Consider the following 22,879-nt stretch of genomic DNA (forward strand, 5'->3'; position numbering starts at 1 on the left):
CCCATGCGGGAAGTGACACTGGAACGCAACACCAACGAGACCCAGATCGAGCTGACCCTGAATCTGGACGGTGCAGGCCGCTATGAGGTGGACACCGGCTGTGGGTTCCTGAACCACATGCTGGAACTGTTTGCCCGCCATGGCCGGTTTGACCTGGTGCTCACCTGCCACGGGGATGTGGAGGTGGATTACCACCACACGGCTGAGGATATCGGCATTGCACTGGGGCAGGCCTTTGCCCGGGCGCTGGGCGAGATGCGGGGCATCCAGCGGTATGGCAGCTTCTACCTGCCCATGGATGAGGCGCTGGTGCTCTGCGCGGTAGACCTTTCGGGCCGGTGCACCCTGAACTGGGATGTCCACTGCAAGACCGAAAAGGTGGGCGATTTCGATGTGGAATGCGCCTCGGAGTTCTGGCTGGGCTTTGCCCGCAATGTGCCCGCTACGCTCCACTTTGTACAATTTGCAGGGGAAAATACCCACCACATTCTCGAAGCCTGCTTCAAGGGGGCAGGCCACGCGCTGGCTGCGGCAGTCGCCATTGATGCCGCCCACCGGGACGAGATCCCCTCCACGAAAGGACTGCTGGTATGATCGCGATCATCGATTACGGCGTGGGCAACCTGTTCAGCCTGCGCTCCAGCCTGACGCATCTGGGGCTGGAGGCCGTTGTGACCGCCGATGCACAGACCATCCGCAAGGCTGACCGGCTCATCCTGCCGGGGGTGGGGGCCTTTGGCGATGCCATGGACAAGCTCTCGGCTACCGGTCTGGTGCCGGTCATCCGGGAGCAGGCGGCGCAAAAGCCCCTGCTGGGCATCTGCCTGGGAATGCAGCTGCTCTTTGAAAAAAGCTATGAGTACGGTGAGCATGGGGGCCTGGGCTTTGTCAAAGGCGAGGTCTGCCCGCTGGAGCCTGACCTGAAAGACAAAACCCTCAAGGTGCCGCAGATCGGCTGGAACGCCCTGCACATCGTACGGGATGACCCGCTTTTCCGATACATCCGTGAGGGTGAGTATGTCTATTACGTCCACAGCTACTACGGCAAAAATTGTACCGAGAGTACACTTGCTGTCAGCGATTACTCCATCCCCGTGACCGGCGTGGTCAGGGCGGGCAGGGTGTACGGCACCCAGTTCCACCCCGAAAAGAGCGGGGAGACGGGGCTGCGGATCTTGAAGGCGTTCAGTGAGCTGTAGTGGAAAGGCCCTGCTCCGTACAACCTCTCCGTCAATGCTAACGCATTGCCACCTCTCCTAGTAGGAGAGGCCTTGGCAGTCAGGGAAAGTTTCCCGTTTTGCCAAGGGCTCCCATACTAGGGGAGCTGTCGAACGAAGTGAGACTGAGAGGTTGTACGAAGGAAAAGCTAAAATTAGGAGGGAATCTAATATGCAATTGTTTCCCGCAATTGATTTAAGGGACGGCAAAGTTGTCCGCCTGACGCAGGGAGATTACGACCGTATGACCGTTTACGGGGAGGACCCCTGTGCACAGGCCTGGCAGTTTGTGGAGGCCGGGGCCAGGTATCTCCACGTTGTGGATCTGGACGGCGCAAAGGACGGCACCCTTTCCAACTACGGATCCATTGCCGCGCTGGCAGAGCAGGGGGGCTTGTACATCGAGGTGGGCGGCGGCATCCGCACGGAGGAGCGCATTGAAAAATACCTTTCTTTGGGCGTGGATCGCTGCATCCTAGGCAGCGTGGCCGTGACGGATTTTGATTTCACGGCCCGGATGCTGAAGCGCTACGGCGAACGGATCGCCGTGGGGGTGGATGCCAAAGATGGATTTGTTGCCATCCATGGGTGGAAGGAGGTCAGCGCCGAAAAAGGCGTGGACTTCTGCAGGCGGCTGGCAGATGCCGGATGCACGGCCATCATCTACACCGACATTGCCTATGATGGTGCCATGCAGGGCACGAATCTGGCGCTGTACCGCCAGCTGGCGGCAGAGGTGCCGGGCGTGGCCTTCACGGCCAGCGGCGGCATCTCGTCGGAAGCCGAGCTGCTGGAACTGAAAAAGATGGGCACCGCTGCCGCGATCCTGGGCAAGAGCCTGTATACCGGGGCGCTGGATCTGAAACGTTGTGTAGAACTGGTGCAGAATTAAACGGAGGGGAACGAAAATGATCACAAAACGCATCATTCCCTGTCTGGATGTCCGGAATGGCCGGGTGGTCAAGGGCACGAATTTTGAGGGCATCCGGGATGTGGCCGACCCGGTGGAGATGGCCCGGATGTACAACGCCGCCGGTGCCGACGAGCTGGTGTTCTACGATATCACCGCCAGCTTTGAGGGCCGTGCTCTGTTCACCGATATCCTGACCCGGGTGGCAAGCGAGATCTTCATCCCGCTGACCGTAGGCGGCGGCATCAACACGCTGGAGGATTTTGACCGGGTGCTGAAATGCGGTGCCGATAAGGTCAGCGTCAACTCGGGCGCTCTGCGGGACCCCGGCCTCATCCCGGCGGCGGCCCAGAAATACGGCGATCAGTGCGTGGTGCTCTCGGCGGACGTGAAGCGGGTGAACGGCCAGTTCCGGGTGTTCGCCAAGGGTGGGCGCGAGGATACCGGTCGGGACGCGCTGGACTGGATCAGCTGGTGCGTGGCGCATGGCGCGGGGGAGATCTGCCTGAACAGCATTGACACCGATGGTGTCCGCACCGGCTTCGATCTCGAGATGCTGGACGCGGTCGCTGCCCGGGTGAATGTGCCCATCATCGCCAGCGGCGGCGCGGGCAAAAAGGAAGATTTCCTTGAGCTGTTCCACCACAAGGGCATCGACGCGGGCCTTGCGGCGGGCATTTTCCACCAGAAACTGCTGACCATCCACAATCTGAAAACCTATCTGAATGAAAATGGTGTCGAAATGCGGCTGTAAGCTCTTGCGTTTCGGGCAACTTTAGGATAAACTGTAAGTATCCCCTTTGGGGAGGGAGTATGGACCATGGAACTGAAATTTGATGAAAAGGGCCTCATTCCTGCCATCGTGCAGGATCACTACACCAAAGAGGTGCTCACCCTTGCCTACATGAACGCCGAGACGCTGGCACTGACCATTGCCGAGGGGCGTACGGTGTTCTGGAGCCGGAGCCGTCAGGAGATCTGGCGCAAGGGCGATACCAGCGGCAATGTCCAGCATGTGGTGTCCATCACCGCAGACTGCGACAAGGACGCACTGGTGGTGGAGGTGGTCAAGGATGGCCCTGCCTGCCATACCGGTGCCGAGAGCTGCTTCTTCAACGAAGTGTATGTCTCGCCGGAGCTTAAACAGTTCAGCTGGCAGGGGCTTTACGAACTCATCCAGGGACGCAGGGATCATCCTCAGGAAGGCAGCTACACCACCTACCTGTTCGAGAAGGGCAAGGAGAAGATCCTGAAAAAGGTGGGCGAGGAGTGCACCGAGGTCATCATTGCGGGAGAAAAAGAGGACAAGGCCGAGACCATCTATGAGATCAGCGACTTGGCTTACCATGTGCTGGTGCTGATGGTGCAGGCGGGCATCACGGTGGAAGAGATCACCCGTGAGCTGGAAAAACGACACGTTATTGACCACAAGGTCAAACAGGAAAGGATGCAGTGATTTAGTTATGGCAGATTATAAGAAGTCCAGTGTTCATTGCCACTCGACGATGTGCGATGGCAAAAATACCTTGCAGGAAATGGCCAGTGCCGCCTGTGCACAGGGCCTGACGACCCTGGGCTTCTCCGGCCATAGCTATACGCAGCGAGACCGCGAGTACTGCATGAGCCCCAGCCGCACCGCCCAGTACAAGGCCACCATTGCAAAGCTCAAGGCAGAGTATAAGGGCAAGGTGGACATCCTCTGCGGCATCGAGTGGGACAGCCTGAGCGAGGACAAGCCCGAGAACTACGATTACTGGATCGGTGCGGCCCATCACCTGTACGGCAAGAACACCGGCAAGTACTACGAGATCGACTTCCGCCCGCAGGATCTGCACGACTGCATCTTTGATGATTTCGACGGTGACCCGCTGGCGGCTGTGGAGGCCTACTTTGCAGAGGTGGAGAAGGTTGCCGCCAAGGGACCGGACATTCTGGCCCACATCGACCTCATTAAGAAGCTGAACGGCGAGGGTGAGTTCTTTGATGAAGAGGCTCCCCGCTACCGGGCCGCTGCCCTCAAGGCTCTGAACGCAGCCAAAGAGCACATCTGCCTGCTGGAAGTGAACACCGGCGGCGTTTACCGCGGCTACCGCAAGGACTTCTACCCCAGTGCATGGATGCTGGAGGAGTGGAACAAGATGGGCGGCAAGGTCATCATCACCTCCGACTCCCACGATGTTTCCAGCCTGACCTTCGGCTTTGAGGAAGCCGCCGCCGCCATCAAGGCAGCCGGCTTCACCAGCGTGGAGGTGCTGACCGGCCACGGCTTTGAGACCCAGGAGCTGTAAAAGAAAAATAAAGCACAACCCTCTCCGTTTTTGCTGTGCAATGCCGGGGAGGGTTGTTTTCCGTAAACTGTGAGGAACCTTATGACCCAAACTGCGAAAAAATCCCCCTTCAGCATGAATGTGGACCTGATGCACGGGCCCATTTTCAAAAACCTGCTGCTGTTCATGCTGCCCATCTTCATCTCCAGCCTGTTCCAGCAGCTCTATAACACCGTGGACACCATGATCGTGGGCAATGTGCTGGGCGATACCGCCCTTGCCGCCATTGGCTCCTGCGGCTCGATCTACGAGCTTCTGGTCGGTTTTGGCCTCGGTATCGGCAACGGCCTTGCAATCGTTGCAGCGCGCTCCTACGGGGCGCAGGATCACGATCTGCTCAAAAAGACCGTGGCAGGCTCACTGGTCATCGGTCTGGTGGCTTCCCTCTGCATTACGCTGGCGGGTGTGCTGGGCCTGCACCCGCTGCTCCTCATGCTGGACACCCCGGCGGAGATCCTGGACGATGCGTACCGCTACATTTTGACCATCGATCTGGGCGTGCTGGTCATGTTCGCCTATAACCTCTGCGCGGGCCTGCTGCGCGCCATTGGCAACAGCGTGATGCCGCTGGTGTTCCTGCTCATCTCCTCGGGCCTGAATGTGGTGCTGGATCTCCTGTTCATTGCAAGAATGGGCATGGGGGTGCAGGGAGCGGCTGTGGCAACGGTCATCTCGCAGGGCGTTTCGGTGGTGCTCTGCATCCTGTACATCTTCCTCAGAGTGAAGATCCTGCTGCCGGAAAAACAGCATTTCAGGGTGGGCAGCCACCTTTACTGGGAGCTGTTCAGCCAGAGCATCTCCATGGGTCTGATGAGCAGCATCGTCTCGGCTGGCTCGGTGGTGCTGCAGTATGGCATCAACGGGCTGGGCACGCTGGTCATTGCCGGTCACACCGCCGCCCGGAAGCTGTTCTCCTTTACCAGCATGCCGGTCATGGCCATGGCATCGGCATGCTCCACGTTTGTTTCCCAGAACTGCGGCGCAAACCAGCCGGAGCGTGTCCGCAAGGGCATGAAGGAGATCGCCCTGTACAGCGTGGCGGTGGCCGTGCTGGCGGTCCTTCTGATGCAGCTGGGCGCAGAGTGGATGGTGCAGCTCATCTCTGGCTCCAACGAGCCTGTGGTGCTGGAAAACGGCGCACGGTATCTGCTCTGGAACGCGCCCTTCTACTCGGTGCTGGGTGTCCTGCTGGCCACCCGCTACGCCCTGCAGAGCCTGGGGCAGAAGGTCCTGCCCCTCTTCTCCAGTGTCATCGAGCTGGTGGGCAAGGTGGTATTCGTGCTCTTCTTCATCCCGAAGTTTGCCTATAACGCCGTCATCCTCTGTGAGCCCATCATCTGGTGCTTCATGGCGGCGTACCTCGTGCTGGTCTACCTGCACGACCCGTTTGTGTTCCCGAAAAAAGCAGAATAAGAAAAAGACCCGGCTGCCAATGACAGCCGGGTCTTTGTGTCTGCGGGAAGTGGATGAAACGGATCGGGCAAGGGGGCTTACAGTGCCGAATAGCCGAAGCTGTTGACCAGTGCATCGATATGCTGGCCCGCCTTGCACATGGGGCACTCGCGGGAATCGAAGCTGGCATAATCGGGCAGGTTGGAGGGGTCAAAAATAGAGGTGACCGGGATGCCCAGGCACTCGGTGGCGGTGGCGAAGATGGCGCTCAGGCCTGCCACAGTGCCGCCGTAGTAGTTGATCGCCTCAATCGCAGCCTGCACGGTGTAGCCGGTGGTGATAGAAGCAGCCAGGATCAGCACATGCTTGCCCTTGACCATGGGGGCCAGATTGTCGCGCAGGATGATCTGGCTGCCGGTGGTGTACTCCGGGGTGATGACATAGATGGTCTGGTGGGCGTTCATGTTGGCAAAGCCGTCCTTGGTCAGCTCGTTGGCAAGGCAGGTGCCGATGACCTGTGTGCCGTCCAGGCAGAGAACGGTATCCACGATGGTGTTGTGCTGGTAGGCGGCCACCAGCTCTTTTGCCACAGCCTTTGCCTCGGAAAGGCGGGACTTCTGGGTGGTGACATCGATATAGTAATTGATGTGGCTGTGGCTGGTTGCGAAATGGCCCTTTGCCACACGCAGGAACAGATTGCTCTTGTTGGTGGGAAGCTTTACCATGTTGATCATAACTGCAACACTCCTGTTCTGTCAAACTACGGCCCATTGGCCTTTTTCAGGCGGAAACACAAACAGCGCGGCGGCCCCTGCCGCTGCGCTCCCCTTCTTTTCCATGAACCTATGGTATCAGAAAATGCGGGTGTGCACAAGATACAGAATTGCTGAAAATTTGAAGAAAAATTGAGACACTTTGCCAGCACAAACGGCACAAAAAAGCCGCCCGGCTTTTCCGGACGGCTTGGGATGTACGTTGGGGAGATTACTTGGTGGTGGTAGAGCCGGAGCTGGCGCTCGCAGCACGAGCCAGAACCCAGTTCATGGAATACTCGGCATACTGCAGGTCGGGGCAGTAGGTAAAGACCAGCTTTTCGCCCTCAGCCAGAGAGGCGTTGAGCGTGATGGTGCCCTTATTGATAGCGCTGTTTGCCAGGTTGGTGTCCAGCAGGGAAGCGTCGATCTTAAGCTCGTTGCTGGTTCCACCGACATACTTTGCCTTCTGCTTGCCGTCCTTACCGTAGACGATCGCCTTGAAGTTGCTGGGCTGGATGGGCAGGTTGTTGGTGCGGCCAACGGTGATCTGGAAGGGGAAGGTAATGGAATTGCCGGTCAGGTCAATATCCTTGTACTTCTTGGCATTGTCATCGTAGGTACCAAGAACGGCATTGATCTGCAGAACAGTAATGGAACCGGCACCATCGCAGTACAGGTTCTTGGTATCGGTCTGATCACAGCCGGAGAAGAGGCTGGCACCCGCAACGGCCACAGCTGCAACAGCGGAGTATTTCAGGAAAGAGCGGCGAGAAAATGCTAACGACATAATCGTTCCTCCTTATAATGTGCAAAACGCACGAAATGCCAAAAGGCTCTGCCTATACAATAGGCGAAACGGGGGCGAATGTCAATGGTTTTCACAAATCTTTTGTGAAAATTTCCCACCGCCGCCGTGCAAATCATACGAAATTTCGTCCTGATCGATCAGGCTTTGGTCAGGTCAGAGGCGTTGATGGTAAAGTTCAGGGTCTTGCCGGAAACAAAGGTCGGGGTGTAGGTCACGCCGATCTGCTGCCAGGTGGTGGGCACCATGCAGACCAGCTCAATGTAGCCTGCACCCTGCGGGGGAATGGCAGAGGCCGTGGTAAAGCTCTCGGTGGTGCTGTCGTACAGCTGGACATAAGCGCCGCCCTCGGCTGCCTGACCGTCGCAGGTGAAGGAGAAGTCGGTGGTGGAAGCGGACAGAGCGTGGAAGTAACCGGCAGTGTTGGCAGCGATCTGCTCCGGGGTATCCAGAGGATAGGCCTCACCGATCTCCTGAATGTTCTGTGCGCCGATGGCAAAGGTGTCGCGGCTGGAACGGTTTGCAGAGGTGATCAGCATGGCAATGTACTCATAGCCCTCGGCATCGGGGGCACTTGCCAGAGTAAAGACGCTGGTCAGCTGGACCGCCAGATTGTTCCAGTTGCTGATCTTATCGCCGACCTTGACCTCGATGGAAGAGTTATCGCCGGCCTGGCAGCCGCCCAGCACAGCAGCAGCGCCCAGAGCAGCGGCAGAAGCACCGGTGACCTTGAGGAAGGTGCGGCGGGAAATCTTGTTCGACATAAAGCTTGCCTCCTTAATCAATGGCAGAAATCTTTTTCTTCGCTGATTCGTTTATAGCATTTTTTACCGGAAATTGCAAGGCCCTGGGCACAGAATTAACAGGAGTTTCACACAGAAGCTCACTGGTTGGGGTCCAGGCCGCGCACATGGGTCTCGCTGGTCTTGACCAGATTCAGCAGGCTGGGGGTGTACAGCGGGTATTCCCGGGTCAGGCTCTCGGTGGTCATGGCAAGGCAGGAGGGGTCTTTCACGCCCTCGGCACCGTTCAGGTCCTCACCGGCCAGCAGGTCCTCCACGTTGCTCTCGCTCATCCGCATCACGGCATCGGAGTAGCCGGGCCAGCGGCGGGCCTCCACGCTGAACAGGCTCTGGGCGTTGTGGGGCTCGGCGGAGTAGAGCAGGCGGAACATCTTGGCCACGGCCATCATCAGGTAGGTGCTGACCTCGGTGGTCAGGGCCTTGCTGTGGCACTCGGCGATCTTGGCATACAGCACGTTCAGGCTGTTGGAGATCAGCTTTTTGTTCATGGTGGGCAGAACGCTGCCGTGGTAGACGTTGTCCTTCATCTTATCGGGGTTGGGCAGGTCATCGGCGTTCAGCATCATGCCGTTGCGCTCAGCCGAGCGGCCCAGCAGATAATCGCAGGACACATTATAGTAATCCGCTACCCGGACAACAAAGTCCAGACCGCACTCGCGGATGCCCTTTTCGTAGTGGGAGAGCAGTGCCTGGGACACCCCAAGGTCTTCGGCGGCCTGCTTCTGGGTGATGCCGCGCTCCTTGCGCAGCAGCTTGATGATACGGTTGAATTCCATGATTTTGGACTCCTCAGTAGTGGAAATTGAACTTCTTTGAGTTTTGGTTTACAACATGTTGATTATACACAGTGGAAAACCAAAAGTAAAGCAAGAAAAGTGACGGAAATTCTCGTCATTTTTCGTCATTTTTGTCAAAAGGCTTGCCCCGGATACCATATCTATGCTAAACTAAAGACAATCAACGCATATTTTGTGGCGCACGGCCCGGGCAGGATGCCCACTGCCGGTGCGAAATTTTACAGCAAAGAGGAACTCTTTGCCAGATAGAGGTGTTTTTCCATGAAAACGTTCAAACTTCATCTCATCCGCCACGGCATGACGGCCGGTAATCTGCAGGGCCTGTACATCGGCAGCGGTACGGACATCCCCCTGTGTGATGAGGGCCGCGCCCAGCTGAAGGAGCTGAAGGAGCGGTTCGAGTATCCGCAGGTGGACACGGTGTTCTCCTCCCCGTTGGTGCGCGCTGTGGAGACAGCGAACATTCTGTTCCCCAATGCAGGCCACCAGTTCACAGTGCACGACCTGCGGGAAGCGGGCTTTGGCGTGTTTGAGAACCGCCCCGTGAAGGATCTGGTCAAGGAAGAGGATTTCAAGAAGTGGATCACCCCCGGCTCCGGCTTTGTGCCCGAGGGAGCAGAGCCCACCGAGCAGTTCCATGCCCGCTGCGCCGAGACCCTGCTCAAGCTGTTTGAGTATATGATCCGGATGGATGTGACCGAGGCTGCCTGCGTGACCCATGGCGGCGTGATCATGAGTATGCTGAGCCAGCGCGCGCTGCCCTCCCGCCACCCGGAACAGTGGATGGCCGACCCCGGCTGCGGCTATACCGTCCAGACCGACGTGCAGCTCTGGATGCGCGACCGTCTGGTGGAGGCCATCGACATCGTCCCCTTTGGTTACGCCGATACCCTGCGCGGGCAGGCAGAAGCCGAGGAAAACGAGGCATTTGAGTAAGAATCTTTGCCGCGCCGCCCTGAAAATATCCAAAACACGTAAAAACGCGGAAGAACAGGTAAAATTCCGGGCAAATCTCTTGACAGAAAGCCAGGAATTTACTATTGTATAAAGAGAACTTATTTTCCCGTTAGGAGGAATCCCCGATGTCACAATCCCTGTCCCGCCGCTCGTTCCTGAAATATGCCGGTTCCGGCGCAGTCAGTCTGGCTGCTGCCCTGCTCACCGGTGTTTCGGGCGCGGCTCTGACCCCCTGCTATGAGGGCGAACCTGCTCTGTTGGACGGCAAGGCGGCAGTGGAGCTGCTGGGCTATGCGCCTGCCCCGGAGCTGGACAGCACGCTGGTCTATCTGTCGGTGGAGAACCTCTCGGCCCGGCCGCTGGCTGTGGGGGCCAGCTACCTGCAGAGCCGCGGCCTGGACAGCAGGAATGCCCTGTACAGCCTGGGCACCGGCCTGACTGCCCTGTGTGATGGCAGACAGGTGCGGGTGGGCAGCTTTGCAGCTCCCCTCTACGGTGAGAATGCGGCAGATGCCTCTGCCTTTACCTTGAATCTTTCCGCAGGGCGCGGGGCGATGCTCCACTGCTTCTGCGAGACCCCGGCGGACTGGCAGACGCTGGAGCTGATCTATCAGCCCGACTTTGCCGCAGGCCAGACCGTCCATTTTGTGGTGCGCCGGGATGCCGATGAGGTCCATCTGGGCGTGGTGCCTGCCACCCTTGCCGAGGTGGGCAGCGTGGTCGATCTGTAAAAAACATAGCGTAAAAAGAGACGGTTCTGCATCGGATTGCAGGACCGTCTCTTTTGCTTATAACAGGCTTTCCCCGGTGGAGTTCTGCACAGTGAGCTCCTGCCCGGTCAGGCTGGACACCAGCGCCAGATAGCTGCGGCCTGCCGTCAGGGTCAGGGGGCGGCCGTTGGAATCATACAGGAAGAAGGTGGTCTCGCTGCCCTGCGTCCAGGTGATGTTCCACAGGTGGCCCTCGTTGAGCCAGACACCGCCGCCCATGGTCAGGTCGTAATCCAGCGTCACACCATCGTCACGCAGGGTGGATGCACTGAACAGAATGAGCAGGTTGTCGAAATCTGCCTGCTGGCCGTTGTTGGCATCCAGCTGCGGTGTGCCGTCTGCGTGGAGCATCCGGTAGGTCTTGGTGTCGGCATCGTAGGTGAAGCCGGTGGCGTTCTGCGCATCAAACTGGACCCGGACACTCATTGCGTCCGAAGCATCTGCATCGGGCAGCTTGCCGCTTTCCTGCATGGGCAGCAGACCCGGAACGGAGAGGAGGGTTCCGCTCTCGCTGTCGGAGCTGCTGGAAGAGGTGTCCGTGACGCGGGATTCTGTCAGGGCCGGGGAGATGTTCAGGCTGCCCAGCACACCCGAAAGTGCTGCACCGCTGGTATGCCACAGCGGGACATTCTGCCAATTGGTCTCACAGGAAAAGGCATTGGTGCCCACCTCCAGTGCGTCTACCGCGCGCAGAGAGTAGTAATCAAGGTAGTTCTGGTCAAACTGCCCGCCGCCCCGCTGCACCGGCAGTACCTGCTGGCCCACCAGCAGCCGCCAGTAGAGGTCCTGCCCGGCAGAGACAGGCCCGACCTGCGGCACGGCCCCCACGGCAGGGTAGACCAGACAGAGCCTGGTGGACTGCTGCTGTGCGGTCAGGGCTTCCAGCACCAGCGAGGCTGTGGAAAGCCCCCACTGAGTGGTGCTGGCGGCCGCGTTGTCAATGGTGATGGCGACCGGCCGCTGGCCCGGCCAGACAAGTTCCTGCCCAGTGAGCGGGTCAGTGGGACTTTCAGCGGGCTGGGAGCTGGGGCTGAGCGCACAGCCTGTCAGCAGTGCGGCGCTGAGCGCAAAACAGAGCAAAGCGCGCATCCAAAAGCGTTTCATCGGTTTCCCTCTTCTGCCCCGGAGGGCGGGTGATTTAGTAGCTGAAATTGCTCCACTCATCATTGTCCACCAGTGCCAGATAGGTCTTGCCCCGGTTCAGGGTCATCTCCTCGCCGGTTTCGGTGTAGAGCTTGAGCGGATGGGTGGGATGCGGCTTCTCCCAGCGGCCCACCTGCACGCCGCCCCGTGTGAAGAGGTACGCCTGCCCACCGGCCACATAGTTGACCGACTGGACATCGTGAGAATCGCCCGCATAGGCGGCGATATCGGCAAAGCAGACCACCACGTTGTCAAAGGTCAGCTGCTTGCCGGTCAGCTCGTCCACGGTGTTCTCATAGGCTTTTTTGGAGCGGTTGTACATTTCCAGCTTGTAGCTGCGGCCCCAGCTGTTGTAGGTCAGGCGGGTCCTGTAGCTCTCGGAGTGGGTGATGCTGATGGTTTTGGCCGCAGGGGCACCGGGAAGGTCATTGGAGGCCGCGGTGCGGTAGTCGGCAAAGTGGAAGAAAGGCGTTTCGTTGGCGTAGGTCAGGCCGATGCCGGCGTTGCCGGCCGCCTGTTTGATCTCCTTGCCGGAGGTGAACTCGGTGTGTTCGTAGGCTACATTGCGGCCGCGGCTGTCACGGTGGGCAACGTGGGGGTGGACCGGCGTGTTGAAGTAGCTCTTGCCGCCGATGTTCAGGCCGGAGTAATCGTATACATTGATGAACTGGGTGCAGAAAATGCTCTCGCCATCGTGGTAATAGAGGGCCTGATGGGGCATGAGCAGCTGCAGGAACTGGTCGCGGCCGGAGCGCAGCGGCCCGACCTCCGGGATGGTGTCCGCATCCCGGAACACGGCACACAGGCGGGTGATGCCGCCCTCTACTTTGCTCTCAATGAGCAGGTCTGCCGAGCCGATGCCGCGCTGGGGGCGTGCGTTCTGCTTTTCGGAGTTGGCGATGTTGTTGATCATCACACCCACCATCCGGCCGGTGCTCTTGCGGGCTTCGCCGGTCAGAGGGTCAGCGTCGTAGGCTGGCAGAAGGCTGAGCGCAGAGCTTGCAGCTTCGCTGGACGCTGCCGAGGAGGCGGCTGCCTCACCAGCTGCGGCCTCACCGGCTGCGACCACAGAGGATGCAGCGGCCTCAGAAGAAGCAGAAGAGGATGCCGCCGAGCCGCAGAACAGGCTCTTCATCCAGTCGGGCAGGTCACCGCCCAGAATGGCACTGCCGGGGCTTGCAGAGCAGCCGGTGAGCGCCAGCAGCGCCGCCGTCAGCCCGGAATAGCGAAGTACGGACCGTCGAGAAATTTTCATGGAAAAAGCCCTCCTATCGGATCGGCTTGCCCGGCGCGGAAGTGCGCCCGGCAGGTCGGTTGCAGTTTTGTAATGAACTGCTTTGATTGTACTGGTTCTTGCCCGGTTTGTAAAGGGGCAGTTCGTGGCAAAATCTGCCCGATGACAGCTTTGGGAAAGTTTTTTGTGCAGAAAGCTTGCTTTTTGCCCGGGAGTATGGTAATATTATTCGGCAGTATCGTGTTATACTGCGCTTTATAATGTATGCGCTCGTAGCTCAGCCGGTAGAGCATCTGACTTTTAATCAGAGGGCCAGGGATTCGAGTTCCCTCGAGCGCACCAAAGAAAAACCCACGATTAACCGTTGAAAACGCGGTGCAAATCGTGGGTTTTTCTGTTTTACAAGGGGTGCGAAACAGCCAGAATGTGCCTTATTTGTGCCTTACTCTTGAAAAAATGCCTTGCCGTGTGCCTTACGCTGTGCCTTGCTTCTGATGCCCGGCGGTGTGGGCGGGGCGGTTCAGGCTACGAGATTTGCGGGCGGTCTGGGGGTGGCCGCTACACGTGCCGGGCGGTGTCCACCGGGGGCCATAGCAGGGACGGGGGCAACGTGGGCCGGTCTGCCTGCTGGTGTGGGGCGGTCTGATCGTGTGCGTGGTTGCTGCTACTCCCGGCGGGGTCTGCGGTCGGCTTCCAGTGCGGGCCCGCTCTTGTTGGGTGCGGGGCTGTGGTCGTGCTGGTGGTTCTCTCCTTGCCTGATCTGTGGCTGATCTCCCCGGCGGAATATGGATGCAGCGGGCAATGCGGGCGGCGGTCTGGCTGTGTGGTTCTTCCCAATTGTTTCCGCCGGGCGGCGTCCGGCTCCATCATGCAAAAGAAAAAGCCTGTCCTGCTTGATAGTCGGGCGGGCTTTCGTGCTGTCTGGGGGCCTAATCGTGTGGGGCTGCGGGTGCTGCACAGCTTCCAGCGTGGGCGGCTGGGTGTCTGATCTGGGCTGTGTGGGTGTGTGCTGCGTGTGTCCGGGATGCCGCCGGGCGGTCTGATCGTAGGTGTGCGGGTGGTGCTGGGCGTTCTGTTGCCGGTGCTGCGGCGGGGTGTGGTGCTGCTGATCTGTGCATGATTTCCCCCGGCGGGGTACGTTGGCTGCGTGCATCAGAGTGCGGGCCGGGTGCGTGCTGCGGCGCTGCCAGAGCGGGGCGGCTATGTGGGTTTGGGATTCTTCCCAACAAGTTCTTGCAACGCAAGGGGCCGTGTATGTACAGGGCCATTGCTTGCAAGAGCAGCGTATTGTATATACGTCTGCCCTGCTTGCAAGCACTAGGCCCTCTGCAAGAGCACACGACTTTCCGTGAAAGTCTAGTGTGTTACACCTCGCCGCCGGGCGGGGTGTACGTTCTCGGTGTGCTCCCGGGTGTGTCCATCATCCAATTTGTCGGATGCCGTGGGCGGTCTGGCTTTGCTCTGCCGGGGCCGGGTCGCCCTGCTCAAAGTACCGGGCTAGGCTGTCCAGATTCACAAGCCAGCCGCGCCCGGCATTCACATACCGGACTTTGCCGGTCCTGCAAAGCCGCCGGATATAGTGGGGTGACAGTCCGTAAATTTCAGCGGCCTGCTTTACGGTTCCCATGTTCGGGTAGCGGATCGTATTGTTCAAGCAATGCACCTCTTTTTCTGCTGGTCGGTTTGTGTCGTTCTCTGTGTGCCTGCATTAAACCATGGGGCGGGCCATTTTGCAAGAGGGCCGAACGCGGGCGGCGGTGCAGCGGAATGTAGCATTGATGAACGGGAATCCTTACGCCTATTGGGAACAACGTGGAATCTCTTTGCATCTGATGCCATGGGGTGCCGTCCTGTGTCGTGGGGTGCCGTGGCTTGCATCAGGTTTTCCCGGCGGGCTATGGACAGATGGGGCGGCGTTCAGTCGGGCCGAATGTTTGATGAAATTAAATCGTTTTTGTAATGAAAGATTCTTGTGTGTAAAATGTGGAAAGTTTCAGCTTGCAATTGTTCAATATGTCAAATAAAAGTACGCGGAAATATTTTTCTTTGCATAGGTGCATTCAGCAGGCAGGGGGCGGGCTATGCGCGCGCAAATGAAACAGCTTCCGCAAGCCCGAAAAGTTCCATGGAAAAACAACTTGCGAATAGATCAGGGCAAAAGAATGTCACAGGCAAAAGGACAAGGCACACAGCCAGAAAACAGGACGGCGCATACTGTACCCGACATGATTACAAAACACCCGGCGGCAAGCAAGGGACAAAGCGTCATTACATAGTGACAATGCAGAGTATAGGCGGCTCTATTCAGCGGACTATACACACCACCCGGCGGAACAGATAAACAGGGGCAGCACATTCCAATTGGGGCGATATGCACAGCGGCGGCGGATGATTGCCACAGCCTGCCCGATCATATCCAGCGGCTAGGGGTCAACGGCTACAATGTGCGCATGAAAACCATTTCCGCAAGTGTTGAAACCCCGCCAGAAAAACAAACTTGCGAATACAGCAGAGCAAGGACGCAGTACAAGCAAAAAAGCAAGGCGGGAAGCGAGAAAACAGGCGGGGCCTATCGCGCAAGAATGATAACAAAACCATGCAGAACCGGACGTTTGAGCGTAGCTATAGTGTAACGATGTGAGCGTATTGTGCTATTTGATATCATTTTGTTGATTTTCTGCTCAGCATGGCGGTTGCACTATGGGATGATCTTCCCCAAGGCGTTAAGGTACTGGGGCGCTCTTTTGAAAACTATGCGGGTCCAGAAGCGCGAAATAATTTTAGACGGCAGGGATTTTTTTCACTTCCGCAAAAAATGGCCGTGAAAAATCTGCCGGGGGTCAAAAAAGCCGCCTGCCCTCTATAGCTCAGAGGGGCGGCGGCTTTAGATGTCAATTACTTGAACAGCGGCCCAAGGTCATAAGGGCTATAATCAGCAAGAACGTTGAAAGCATCAGAAAATCCACAAGTCTGATTTGCATAGTCCCCATGGTATGCCTTCCAAGGGCTAGTTGCTGTAATTAACAGGGAGTTGGGCGAAACATCCAGCCCGGCGGCAATGCGATTCAGGGTATCAAGATGGATTTTCCCGGCGGCGCGTAATGGCTTAATTTCCGCTGGGTCAAAGCCTGTACGCTGTTGCAGTTCGGATAGTGTACAATCCTGCTCACAAAGCTGCTGCAACAGGTTGAACGGGTCAACACGCAAGCGGGAACGCTGGTGGCCTTTTTTCTTTTTCATAGGATTCCTTTCTGGATGTTGTGAAAACCTATGCTTTGCCCTCTCTCCCCGATTGTGGTATACTATTGGGGGAAGATAGACACGCAAGTTATTTTCCTTTGTTCCTACGGATGGGACTTTCAAAGTAGCATGAGAGAAGCGGGGCAGCTTGTACCATGCGAAACGAAAGCCCTTTTTATTTTTGCGGGTGATTCATTCGCCAGTTGTTGGCGGCGCGGGTAATGACCAAACGCCGGAAGAAAATGATGTGTCCAGCGCTTGCATATTCCTTTTCAATCATATCGTAGTATTCTGCTACAGAGTGCCGCGTGTCCTCTTTTTCTCTGCGGCTTGATGCTGTGCCGGTTCCGGCTCCCGTTGTCATGCTTTCTTCTCCTTTTCGGCGTTCTCCATCATCTTTGCAAGTATTGCGTCAACTTCCGGCGGGATTGTGACCTGTCGGCCTTTCTGTGTCCGTGCCGGGGCAAGATGAATGGTGTTCCGGCGTTCCTGATCGTAATAGTCGCATTCTTCCAGAACGACAGACAAACGGTTGGTGATGCTTTCGCAAAGATGCTGACAGGACTTCAACTGCATTTCCAGTGTAACGCAATTTTCATTCAGCCATTCGCCGGACTCAAGTTCGGCAAGGGTCTTTCTGTGGAAAGGGATATTCAAGATAGATTCGGTATACTGAATCCGGCGCATAGCGTATTCCGTTATTTCGCCCTTTTTCATGAAAAGCTGGTAAGTTGCTTCCGCCCAACGCTCGGCGGCTTTCGCTTCCTCGAGAACAGACTTCAAAAAGTCCGCGTCAACTGTACAGCGTGGCATGATTCTTCACCACTCCTTTTCAAAAATGATTGATGGTAAGTTGCTCTTTGTGGTTACAGCGCGGCAAGTTCGGCTTTCAGGCGTTCCAATTCTTCCCGCTGATCTGCAAGAATGGCGGTGCGGATTCGGGTTTCCTGCTCTGTGCTGGGCTTCCAGTCAAACCCACGCACCTTTACTTCCTCAATGCTGTTCTTCTCGAAGATGGTCAAAAGCTGCTCGATCTTCTGGATTGTGGTGTAAAGGTCAGTTGCGTGTAAAAGTGTTTCTTTTGTCATAATGGTTCTTTCCTTTGGTTTTGTTTGTGCATAGACACACAGAATGATATTTTCATCAGGTGATTTATGTGCATCCAGCAGGCCGGGGCAAAATGCACTTTTATGCGGCCTGCCAGAGTTTGACCATGCTGCCGTCTGCGTTCAGCAACACCCGGCGGGCTTCATCGGTATCAAGGCGGCGGCACTCTACCACACAGGACACCCGGCGGACAGCGGCATAGGCTCGGGCGGTGCGCATGGCCTGCTCAAGCAAGGGCGTTTGGCCTAAAGTCTCGCCGGTGAGTGTATAGAGGGTGTAAATAAACATGGGGCATACTCCTTTCTTTTGGCTGTGAGGTCTGGCCGCTTGCTCTATCGGCGGAGAATCAGCCCGGCGGGGGCTGGGCATATTCCGCCGGGGTGGGCTGTTCTTCCGTTGCTCTGTCCTGTCGAAACGCCTTTTTCAATTCGGCGGTCTCTGTGTCCTCTTGTTGTGTCTGCGGCTGGGCGGCTATTTGCTCTGCTGCCTTTTCAATCTTTGGTATCTGCCGCTTTTTCAACTCTTCCGTTCCAGCGTAGCCGATTCTATTTGTGCCGCTAGGCAGGCTTGAAAAGACTGCCGTTTGCGGCTTTTTCTCATTCCGCGCTTGGCGCGTTCTCCTTTCTCCTTTACCTTCTCTTTTATCTTTCTCCTTTTCTTTATCCTCAGATATATTCTTGAGGGAATCGGAACCAGTGGTTATATCATCATCAAAACCAGTGGTTTTTTGTGGTCTGCCGCCTTTTGACCCATCTGCGTACTTTTTGTTATTGGAATCAATCAAAGGCTTTGCAAACTCCCAACATATTGCGGCATTATGGGGCAAGGAAGTTTCTTGACCGGTGAACGCATACTGCGCAAGTGCGTCATAAAATGCAAGCCTTTCACGAGGTTTTAGCTTACTTCCTCCACTCCAAAACGACCGATAGAACAAAAAACTTTTACGTTCTTCCATGTGTTCCCCCTCAATTCATCAGGGGCACACCCGGCGGACGCTGGGAGCTGCGGGGGTCAGCTCCACCGGGGCAGGGTCGCCCTGCTCGAAGTACCGGGCAAGGCTGTCCAGATTTACAAGCCAGCCGCGCCCGGCATTTACGAACCGAATCTTACCGGCTTTGCACAGGCGGCGGATGTAATAGGGCGATAGGCCGTAAAGCTGGGCGGCTTGTTTGACCGGGGCCATGTTGGGCAAACGGGGATAGCTAATGCACTCGCCCATGGTCAATGCTCCTTTCCATCTTCCAACAGGCTTTCCACAGTCACGCCCAAAGCGGAAGCAACACGGCGAACGGAGTTTGCGTTACAACTTTTTCCGCCACGCAATGCCGTTATAGTGGCGCGGGAAACAGTGGCCCTTTGGGACAGGTCTGCAACGCCCACATCCTGCCGGGCCATTTCAGCGATCAGTTTTACACGGTCGATTCTCATACAATCAAGCTTCCTTTCATATTCATTTGCTTCATTTTAACATAAGCGTTTGAATAAATCAAGCCGAAAGATTATTCTTTTGCTTTTTTTCTTGTGAGAACTGTGTTATACTAAAAAAGAAAGGTGGTGCGGCTGGTGTCAATAGGCGATAACATCCGGACTGTGAGAAAACTTCAAGGGCTGACACAAAAAGAACTTGCAAGGCGATTAGGAATTTCCCCGGTTGGTGTTGCACAATGGGAAAACGGCTTAAGAAACCCAAAACACGAAACCATAAAGCGAATTGCAAGTGCTCTAGGGGTAAGTGTGACAGTATTATACGGACTTCCTGCAAAGGAAACAGCAGATCAACAAGAAGCATTGGAAAAGTTTTTGGATGAATCTGTTGATAATCAAGGTAATATCGACCCGAATAGATTTGCAGATGCAAAATACGGTGATCTCGGAAAGCTGGCGAATATGACAGATGAATTATATCTTAGTAGTCTAAAAGGCTGGACGGATTTTGATTTGCTGAATGTAATAGCCGGGAGCTTTAATGCACTAAATCGGGTTGGAAAAATTGAAGCAGTAAAACGCATTGCAGATTTAGAAACCAATCCACGATACTATAAAATACCGCCATATGATTCGGAAAACTCGCAGGATGCCGCCGGGGACACTCCCAAAGATACACCTCCCAAGAACGACTAAAGCCGTCCATCGGGGCTTATGTGCCGCTGTGAGTGCGGATATAGCCCCATAGAGCGCACACAACGATTGTGACAGGTGAGAACATGGAAGAACTTTATAATCAGCTTGCGACACTGGCCCGGCGGTATGGCGCAAAGCGGCTTGTGCTGTTTGGCTCCCGTGCCCGGGGCGACAACCGGCCCAACAGTGACATTGATTTGGCTGTGTACGGGATGCCAGAGGATAACCGGGCGGAGTTCTGGATGCACTGCGAGGAACTGCCCACGCTGCTGAAATTTGATATTGTGCACATTCAGGACGGCATGGAGCCGGTATTTCTTGCGAACATCGAAAGGGATGGTGTTGAACTGATGGACAAGCTGCATGAAAAATACGACCGCTTTACCGCTGCGGTGGCCCGGCTGCGGGAAGCGCTGGACGATTACAAGAAGTTCCCATTGGATTCTGTACGGGATGGAACCATTCAGCGGTTTGAGTTCTGCACGGAACTGGCATGGAAAACCATGCGGGAATACCTGCTTGACCAAGGCTATACCAACATCAACAGCCCGAAAGAGGTTATCAAACAGGCGTTTGCCTTTGGCATGATAGACGATCAAAAGGCATGGGTGGAGCTGCTGAACGACCGCAATTTGACTTCCCACGTTTACGATGAAGCCACAGCGGCGGCTATCTTTGCACGGATAGAGGGCCAGTATCTGCCCCTGTTCGACAGCGTGACCGCCTACATGAAGGACGAATGAAGCCCGGCGGGATAGCAGAAAGCGGGGTGGACGGATGGCAAAGATAACAAAGCGGATGAAGAAAGACGGCACTTGCTCCTACTGCATCCGGGTCTCCAATGGCTACGACCGGCGGGGCCGTCAAGTGATGGTGAACCGGACGTTTACCCCGCCGCCGGGCATGACCGGGAAGAAGCTGGAAAAGGAATTGCAGCGGCAGGCGGATGCCTTTGAACAGGAAGTGCATGCCGGTGTGCTGCTGGATGCGTCCATGAAGGTGGACGACCTGATAGAACGATGGTTCACCGAGTACGCAGAAAAGAAGCTCAAGCCCAAGACGGTTTACAACTACCGGCGTTTGGTGCCGCGTATTTCCGCCGGGCTGGGGCAACTGAAAGTGTGCCAAGTGAAACCGGCGCACCTGATGGCTTTTTACTCGAACCTAGAGGAACAGGGTGTGCGGGAAGATAGTACCTATACCGCAACGCCTGCCCTGCTGGAACGTCTGCCCCATGGCAAGCGGGGCCAGATCGCCAAGGCAGCAGGCATTGGGGACGATACCATGCGGAACGTGTATCGGGGCGCAAACGTAAGCCAGAGCACAGCCGAAAAGGTTGTCCGGGTGGTGGGGCTTCCCCTCTCCAAGGCGTTCACAGAGCACGTCAAGGACGGCGGAAGGCTCAACGGGAATACGGTGCAGCACTATCACCGGATGCTGTCCAGCGTATTCACAAAGGCTGTGCAGTGGGGTCTTGTACCGGAAAACCCTTGCAAGCGGGCAGAAGCACCCAAGGCCGAAGAGATAGACGTGCAGGCGCTGGAAGAAAAGGACGTTGCCCGGCTGCTGGAAGCCTTACAGGATGCACCGGCGCAGTTCAGTGTTATCACACAGCTTGCCTTGTTCACCGGTGCCCGGCGGAGTGAGATTTGCGGGCTGCGCTGGTGTGATGTGGATTTGGACGCGGGTACACTGTCCATTGAGCGGAACGTGCAGTACATCCCGGGCAAGGGCACTGTATTCACCACGCCCAAAACAAAACGCTCCCGGCGGTGCATCAAGATAGGCCCGGAGTGTGTGCAGCTGCTGCGGGAATACCGCCAGCACCAACGGGCGGAACGGCTCAGGATGGGCACGGCATGGGTTCGGCGTGTGGAGATCGCCGGGAAAATGGTGGAGAATGATTTGCTATTCACCAAATGGAACGGTGCACCCATTGACCCCAAGACGGTAACAACGTGGTTCCCGGGCTTCCTCGCTGCCCATGATCTCCCGCCGGTACACTTCCACAGCCTGCGGCACACCAACGCAAGCTTGCTGATAGCCGCCCATGTTCCTGTTACGGCGGTGTCGGGCCGTCTGGGTCACGCCAAGACCAGCACCACAACAGATATCTATGCCGGGTTCATCCGGTCGGCGGACGCTGCTGCATCGGATGCCCTGACAGATGTGTTTACCCGGATTCGGGACGAAAACCACGCATAAAAACAGAGCAGCCCACAGGGGGCGGGGATGATTCCGCCGGGCCTGTGGGCTGCTTTCTCTATGATGGGCTGTGTGTTGTCCTGTTTATCGGATGCAAGGCGCACCGGAATGTGCCTTATTTGTGCCTTATCTGTCGCAAACAATTGGAAATGAATACGCACGAACGCGAATAAAAATGACGATGATTCTATATAAAACGGAACAAACGCAAACGGTCGTTTCCCAATTGGCTCATTCTTTTAATCAGAGGGCCAGGGATTCGAGTTCCCTCGAGCGCACCAAAAGGACGACAAATCGTTGAAAGAAACGGTTTGTCGTCTTTTTTGTTTTATGCGGACATTTTGAGCTTGTACCTATGATTTTTTCAAAAATTTTAGAGGTCAGAGGTACAGAAAAAATGAAGAAGATTCAGAAAAGTGCAGTCCGGTTTGATAATCTAAAACAAGATTTTTTGGATGATAAGAAGTATTCTGGCACGGCAGAAGCCACGTTGAACGGCTATCGGTATGAGATATTACACGGTTTTTGAAGTTCCTGTCAGATGAACAGTTAGCCGTGAATGAGGCAGGATTCAAGCGGTATGTTATCCACTTGACGGATAGCGGAATGACCGCAAACAGCGTCAACCACTATATCCGTTCGGTGAAAGTGTTCCTTTACTGGTGCATGGAGCAGGACGAAATAGCACTGTTCAAAATCAAGATGGTAAAGGCAAAAGAAAACATCAAGGACGTTTACATGCAGGAAGAATTTTGTGCACTGATTCAGCCGCCGAAACGTGAGGACAGCTTTGTTGTCTGGCGCAGTTGGGCTATCATCAACTTTATTTTGGGAACAGCAGCACGAGAAGCAACAGTCTGTGAAATGCAGATCCACTTTACCGTTTTATAGCAATTCAACATCTTCATGTAACAGCAACAGCGTTGAAGTGCATATCGCAAATTGCTGTTTTAACGTTCCACTGATTTCTTGCCTTGCGATCAAGAAAGCACTTCTGCTAAACACTCTACATTGAAAATGCAATCGTACACTGCTATAATAAAATTGTGATATTATCACCAAAAATCCAAGATACAAAGCGTTTGCGATTGGCAAA

Annotated in this window: 30 protein-coding genes and 1 tRNA gene; 16 read left to right on the top strand and 15 right to left on the bottom strand. The window is 56.0% G+C overall.

Translation table 11 applies throughout. The annotated features are described in order from the left end of the window. Positions 1 to 3: 3 nt before the first annotated feature. The 7 genes from hisB (at position 4) to GXM22_RS02215 (ending at position 5,867) form a co-directional block, all read left to right on the top strand. Positions 4 to 594, top strand: a complete 591-nt coding sequence (gene hisB, locus GXM22_RS02185; protein ID WP_005929650.1) for an imidazoleglycerol-phosphate dehydratase HisB — start codon at positions 4 to 6, stop codon at positions 592 to 594. After that, positions 591 to 1,199 carry an imidazole glycerol phosphate synthase subunit HisH gene (gene hisH, locus GXM22_RS02190; RefSeq protein ID WP_005929647.1) on the top strand — a complete coding sequence of 203 codons (609 nt, stop codon included), beginning with the start codon at positions 591 to 593 and terminating at the stop codon, positions 1,197 to 1,199. Before hisB ends, hisH begins: the two co-directional genes overlap by 4 nt. 190 nt (positions 1,200 to 1,389) lie before the next feature. After that, a complete protein-coding gene (gene hisA, locus GXM22_RS02195; RefSeq protein WP_005929644.1) occupies positions 1,390 to 2,109 on the top strand; it encodes a 1-(5-phosphoribosyl)-5-[(5-phosphoribosylamino)methylideneamino]imidazole-4-carboxamide isomerase in 720 nt (239 codons plus the stop codon). Positions 2,110 to 2,125: 16 nt separating this feature from the next. Beyond that, the gene (hisF, locus tag GXM22_RS02200) at positions 2,126 to 2,881 is read left to right on the top strand and encodes an imidazole glycerol phosphate synthase subunit HisF (protein ID WP_005929641.1); all 756 of its coding nucleotides are present in this window, start codon (positions 2,126 to 2,128) and stop codon (positions 2,879 to 2,881) included. Between the two features lie 66 nt (positions 2,882 to 2,947). After that, positions 2,948 to 3,583: a bifunctional phosphoribosyl-AMP cyclohydrolase/phosphoribosyl-ATP diphosphatase HisIE gene (hisIE, locus tag GXM22_RS02205; RefSeq protein WP_005929638.1), complete on the top strand. Its 636-nt coding sequence runs from the start codon at positions 2,948 to 2,950 to the stop codon at positions 3,581 to 3,583. 7 nt (positions 3,584 to 3,590) lie between these two features. Next, positions 3,591 to 4,415: a histidinol-phosphatase HisJ family protein gene (locus tag GXM22_RS02210; RefSeq protein ID WP_082210751.1), complete on the top strand. Its 825-nt coding sequence runs from the start codon at positions 3,591 to 3,593 to the stop codon at positions 4,413 to 4,415. A gap of 81 nt (positions 4,416 to 4,496) precedes the next feature. Next, positions 4,497 to 5,867 carry an MATE family efflux transporter gene (locus GXM22_RS02215; protein WP_005929634.1) on the top strand — a complete coding sequence of 457 codons (1,371 nt, stop codon included), beginning with the start codon at positions 4,497 to 4,499 and terminating at the stop codon, positions 5,865 to 5,867. A 77-nt stretch (positions 5,868 to 5,944) separates the two neighbouring features. On the opposite strand, the gene GXM22_RS02220 is transcribed toward GXM22_RS02215, so the two are convergent. The 4 genes from GXM22_RS02220 to GXM22_RS02235 form a co-directional block, all read right to left on the bottom strand. Then, positions 5,945 to 6,580: a type I phosphoribosyltransferase gene (locus GXM22_RS02220; RefSeq protein WP_005929631.1), complete on the bottom strand. Its 636-nt coding sequence runs from the start codon at positions 6,578 to 6,580 to the stop codon at positions 5,945 to 5,947. Positions 6,581 to 6,830: 250 nt separating this feature from the next. Next, positions 6,831 to 7,388 carry a twin-arginine translocation signal domain-containing protein gene (locus GXM22_RS02225; RefSeq protein WP_005929625.1) on the bottom strand — a complete coding sequence of 186 codons (558 nt, stop codon included), beginning with the start codon at positions 7,386 to 7,388 and terminating at the stop codon, positions 6,831 to 6,833. Positions 7,389 to 7,546: 158 nt separating this feature from the next. Further along, on the bottom strand, positions 7,547 to 8,170 hold the full coding sequence (locus GXM22_RS02230; RefSeq protein ID WP_035393344.1) for a twin-arginine translocation signal domain-containing protein: 624 nt from the start codon (positions 8,168 to 8,170) through the stop codon (positions 7,547 to 7,549). Positions 8,171 to 8,289: 119 nt separating this feature from the next. Further along, on the bottom strand, positions 8,290 to 8,985 hold the full coding sequence (locus GXM22_RS02235) for a helix-turn-helix domain-containing protein (RefSeq protein WP_005929618.1): 696 nt from the start codon (positions 8,983 to 8,985) through the stop codon (positions 8,290 to 8,292). Positions 8,986 to 9,267: 282 nt separating this feature from the next. On the opposite strand from GXM22_RS02235, the gene GXM22_RS02240 reads away from it, so the two are divergent. Next, positions 9,268 to 9,942, top strand: a complete 675-nt coding sequence (locus tag GXM22_RS02240; RefSeq protein ID WP_005929611.1) for a histidine phosphatase family protein — start codon at positions 9,268 to 9,270, stop codon at positions 9,940 to 9,942. 146 nt (positions 9,943 to 10,088) lie between these two features. Then, positions 10,089 to 10,694 (top strand): twin-arginine translocation signal domain-containing protein, encoded by a 606-nt coding sequence (locus tag GXM22_RS02245; protein WP_005929606.1) that lies wholly within the window; start codon positions 10,089 to 10,091, stop codon positions 10,692 to 10,694. Between the two features lie 57 nt (positions 10,695 to 10,751). Here GXM22_RS02245 and GXM22_RS02250 read toward each other — a convergent pair whose 3' ends face one another. After that, entirely contained in the window at positions 10,752 to 11,837 is a 1,086-nt protein-coding gene (locus GXM22_RS02250) for a DUF3048 domain-containing protein (RefSeq protein ID WP_005929602.1), read from the bottom strand. A 34-nt stretch (positions 11,838 to 11,871) separates the two neighbouring features. Further along, positions 11,872 to 13,131: a DUF3048 domain-containing protein gene (locus GXM22_RS02255; protein WP_005929599.1), complete on the bottom strand. Its 1,260-nt coding sequence runs from the start codon at positions 13,129 to 13,131 to the stop codon at positions 11,872 to 11,874. A 245-nt stretch (positions 13,132 to 13,376) separates the two neighbouring features. On the opposite strand from GXM22_RS02255, the gene GXM22_RS02260 reads away from it, so the two are divergent. Continuing rightward, positions 13,377 to 13,452, top strand: a tRNA-Lys gene (locus GXM22_RS02260). 409 nt (positions 13,453 to 13,861) lie between these two features. Beyond that, positions 13,862 to 14,098: a hypothetical protein gene (locus GXM22_RS02265; protein WP_005929587.1), complete on the top strand. Its 237-nt coding sequence runs from the start codon at positions 13,862 to 13,864 to the stop codon at positions 14,096 to 14,098. Between the two features lie 432 nt (positions 14,099 to 14,530). Here the strand turns inward: GXM22_RS02265 and GXM22_RS02270 are convergent, their stop codons facing one another. The 9 genes from GXM22_RS02270 to GXM22_RS02310 all read right to left on the bottom strand — a co-directional run bounded on the left by GXM22_RS02270 (position 14,531) and on the right by GXM22_RS02310 (position 18,885). Continuing rightward, positions 14,531 to 14,764 carry a helix-turn-helix domain-containing protein gene (locus tag GXM22_RS02270; protein WP_035393342.1) on the bottom strand — a complete coding sequence of 78 codons (234 nt, stop codon included), beginning with the start codon at positions 14,762 to 14,764 and terminating at the stop codon, positions 14,531 to 14,533. 1,241 nt (positions 14,765 to 16,005) lie between these two features. Further along, positions 16,006 to 16,350 carry a helix-turn-helix domain-containing protein gene (locus GXM22_RS02275; protein WP_005929574.1) on the bottom strand — a complete coding sequence of 115 codons (345 nt, stop codon included), beginning with the start codon at positions 16,348 to 16,350 and terminating at the stop codon, positions 16,006 to 16,008. A 175-nt stretch (positions 16,351 to 16,525) separates the two neighbouring features. Continuing rightward, positions 16,526 to 16,714, bottom strand: a complete 189-nt coding sequence (locus tag GXM22_RS02280; protein WP_005929571.1) for a hypothetical protein — start codon at positions 16,712 to 16,714, stop codon at positions 16,526 to 16,528. Further along, complete coding sequence (locus tag GXM22_RS02285) at positions 16,711 to 17,163, bottom strand: hypothetical protein (protein WP_005929570.1); 453 nt, start codon at positions 17,161 to 17,163, stop codon at positions 16,711 to 16,713. The genes GXM22_RS02280 and GXM22_RS02285 overlap by 4 nt, the downstream gene beginning before the upstream one ends. Before the next feature lie 53 nt (positions 17,164 to 17,216). Next, the gene (locus GXM22_RS02290; RefSeq protein WP_005929567.1) at positions 17,217 to 17,438 is read right to left on the bottom strand and encodes a hypothetical protein; all 222 of its coding nucleotides are present in this window, start codon (positions 17,436 to 17,438) and stop codon (positions 17,217 to 17,219) included. Between the two features lie 100 nt (positions 17,439 to 17,538). Beyond that, positions 17,539 to 17,745: a hypothetical protein gene (locus GXM22_RS02295; RefSeq protein WP_005929565.1), complete on the bottom strand. Its 207-nt coding sequence runs from the start codon at positions 17,743 to 17,745 to the stop codon at positions 17,539 to 17,541. 58 nt (positions 17,746 to 17,803) lie between these two features. Then, on the bottom strand, positions 17,804 to 18,412 hold the full coding sequence (locus GXM22_RS02300) for a DUF6291 domain-containing protein (RefSeq protein WP_005929562.1): 609 nt from the start codon (positions 18,410 to 18,412) through the stop codon (positions 17,804 to 17,806). Between the two features lie 18 nt (positions 18,413 to 18,430). After that, complete coding sequence (locus GXM22_RS02305) at positions 18,431 to 18,676, bottom strand: helix-turn-helix domain-containing protein (RefSeq protein ID WP_005929560.1); 246 nt, start codon at positions 18,674 to 18,676, stop codon at positions 18,431 to 18,433. 2 nt (positions 18,677 to 18,678) lie between these two features. Next, a complete protein-coding gene (locus tag GXM22_RS02310) occupies positions 18,679 to 18,885 on the bottom strand; it encodes a helix-turn-helix domain-containing protein (protein WP_005929558.1) in 207 nt (68 codons plus the stop codon). A gap of 135 nt (positions 18,886 to 19,020) precedes the next feature. Here GXM22_RS02310 and GXM22_RS02315 point away from each other — a divergent pair, with 135 nt between their 5' ends. From GXM22_RS02315 to GXM22_RS02330, 5 genes are all read left to right on the top strand, one after another. Then, positions 19,021 to 19,578 carry a helix-turn-helix domain-containing protein gene (locus tag GXM22_RS02315; protein WP_050762765.1) on the top strand — a complete coding sequence of 186 codons (558 nt, stop codon included), beginning with the start codon at positions 19,021 to 19,023 and terminating at the stop codon, positions 19,576 to 19,578. A gap of 83 nt (positions 19,579 to 19,661) precedes the next feature. Then, positions 19,662 to 20,321 (top strand): HI0074 family nucleotidyltransferase substrate-binding subunit, encoded by a 660-nt coding sequence (locus GXM22_RS02320; RefSeq protein ID WP_005929550.1) that lies wholly within the window; start codon positions 19,662 to 19,664, stop codon positions 20,319 to 20,321. 34 nt (positions 20,322 to 20,355) lie between these two features. After that, positions 20,356 to 21,783, top strand: a complete 1,428-nt coding sequence (locus tag GXM22_RS02325) for a site-specific integrase (protein WP_005929548.1) — start codon at positions 20,356 to 20,358, stop codon at positions 21,781 to 21,783. A 397-nt stretch (positions 21,784 to 22,180) separates the two neighbouring features. Continuing rightward, positions 22,181 to 22,312 (top strand): hypothetical protein, encoded by a 132-nt coding sequence (locus GXM22_RS15325; protein ID WP_255569314.1) that lies wholly within the window; start codon positions 22,181 to 22,183, stop codon positions 22,310 to 22,312. Further along, positions 22,309 to 22,674 (top strand): hypothetical protein, encoded by a 366-nt coding sequence (locus GXM22_RS02330; RefSeq protein ID WP_005929542.1) that lies wholly within the window; start codon positions 22,309 to 22,311, stop codon positions 22,672 to 22,674. The genes GXM22_RS15325 and GXM22_RS02330 overlap by 4 nt, the downstream gene beginning before the upstream one ends. Positions 22,675 to 22,879 lie beyond the last annotated feature (205 nt).

It is taken from the genome of Faecalibacterium duncaniae, assembly GCF_010509575.1.
Taxonomy (GTDB): Bacteria; Bacillota; Clostridia; order Oscillospirales; family Ruminococcaceae; genus Faecalibacterium; species Faecalibacterium duncaniae.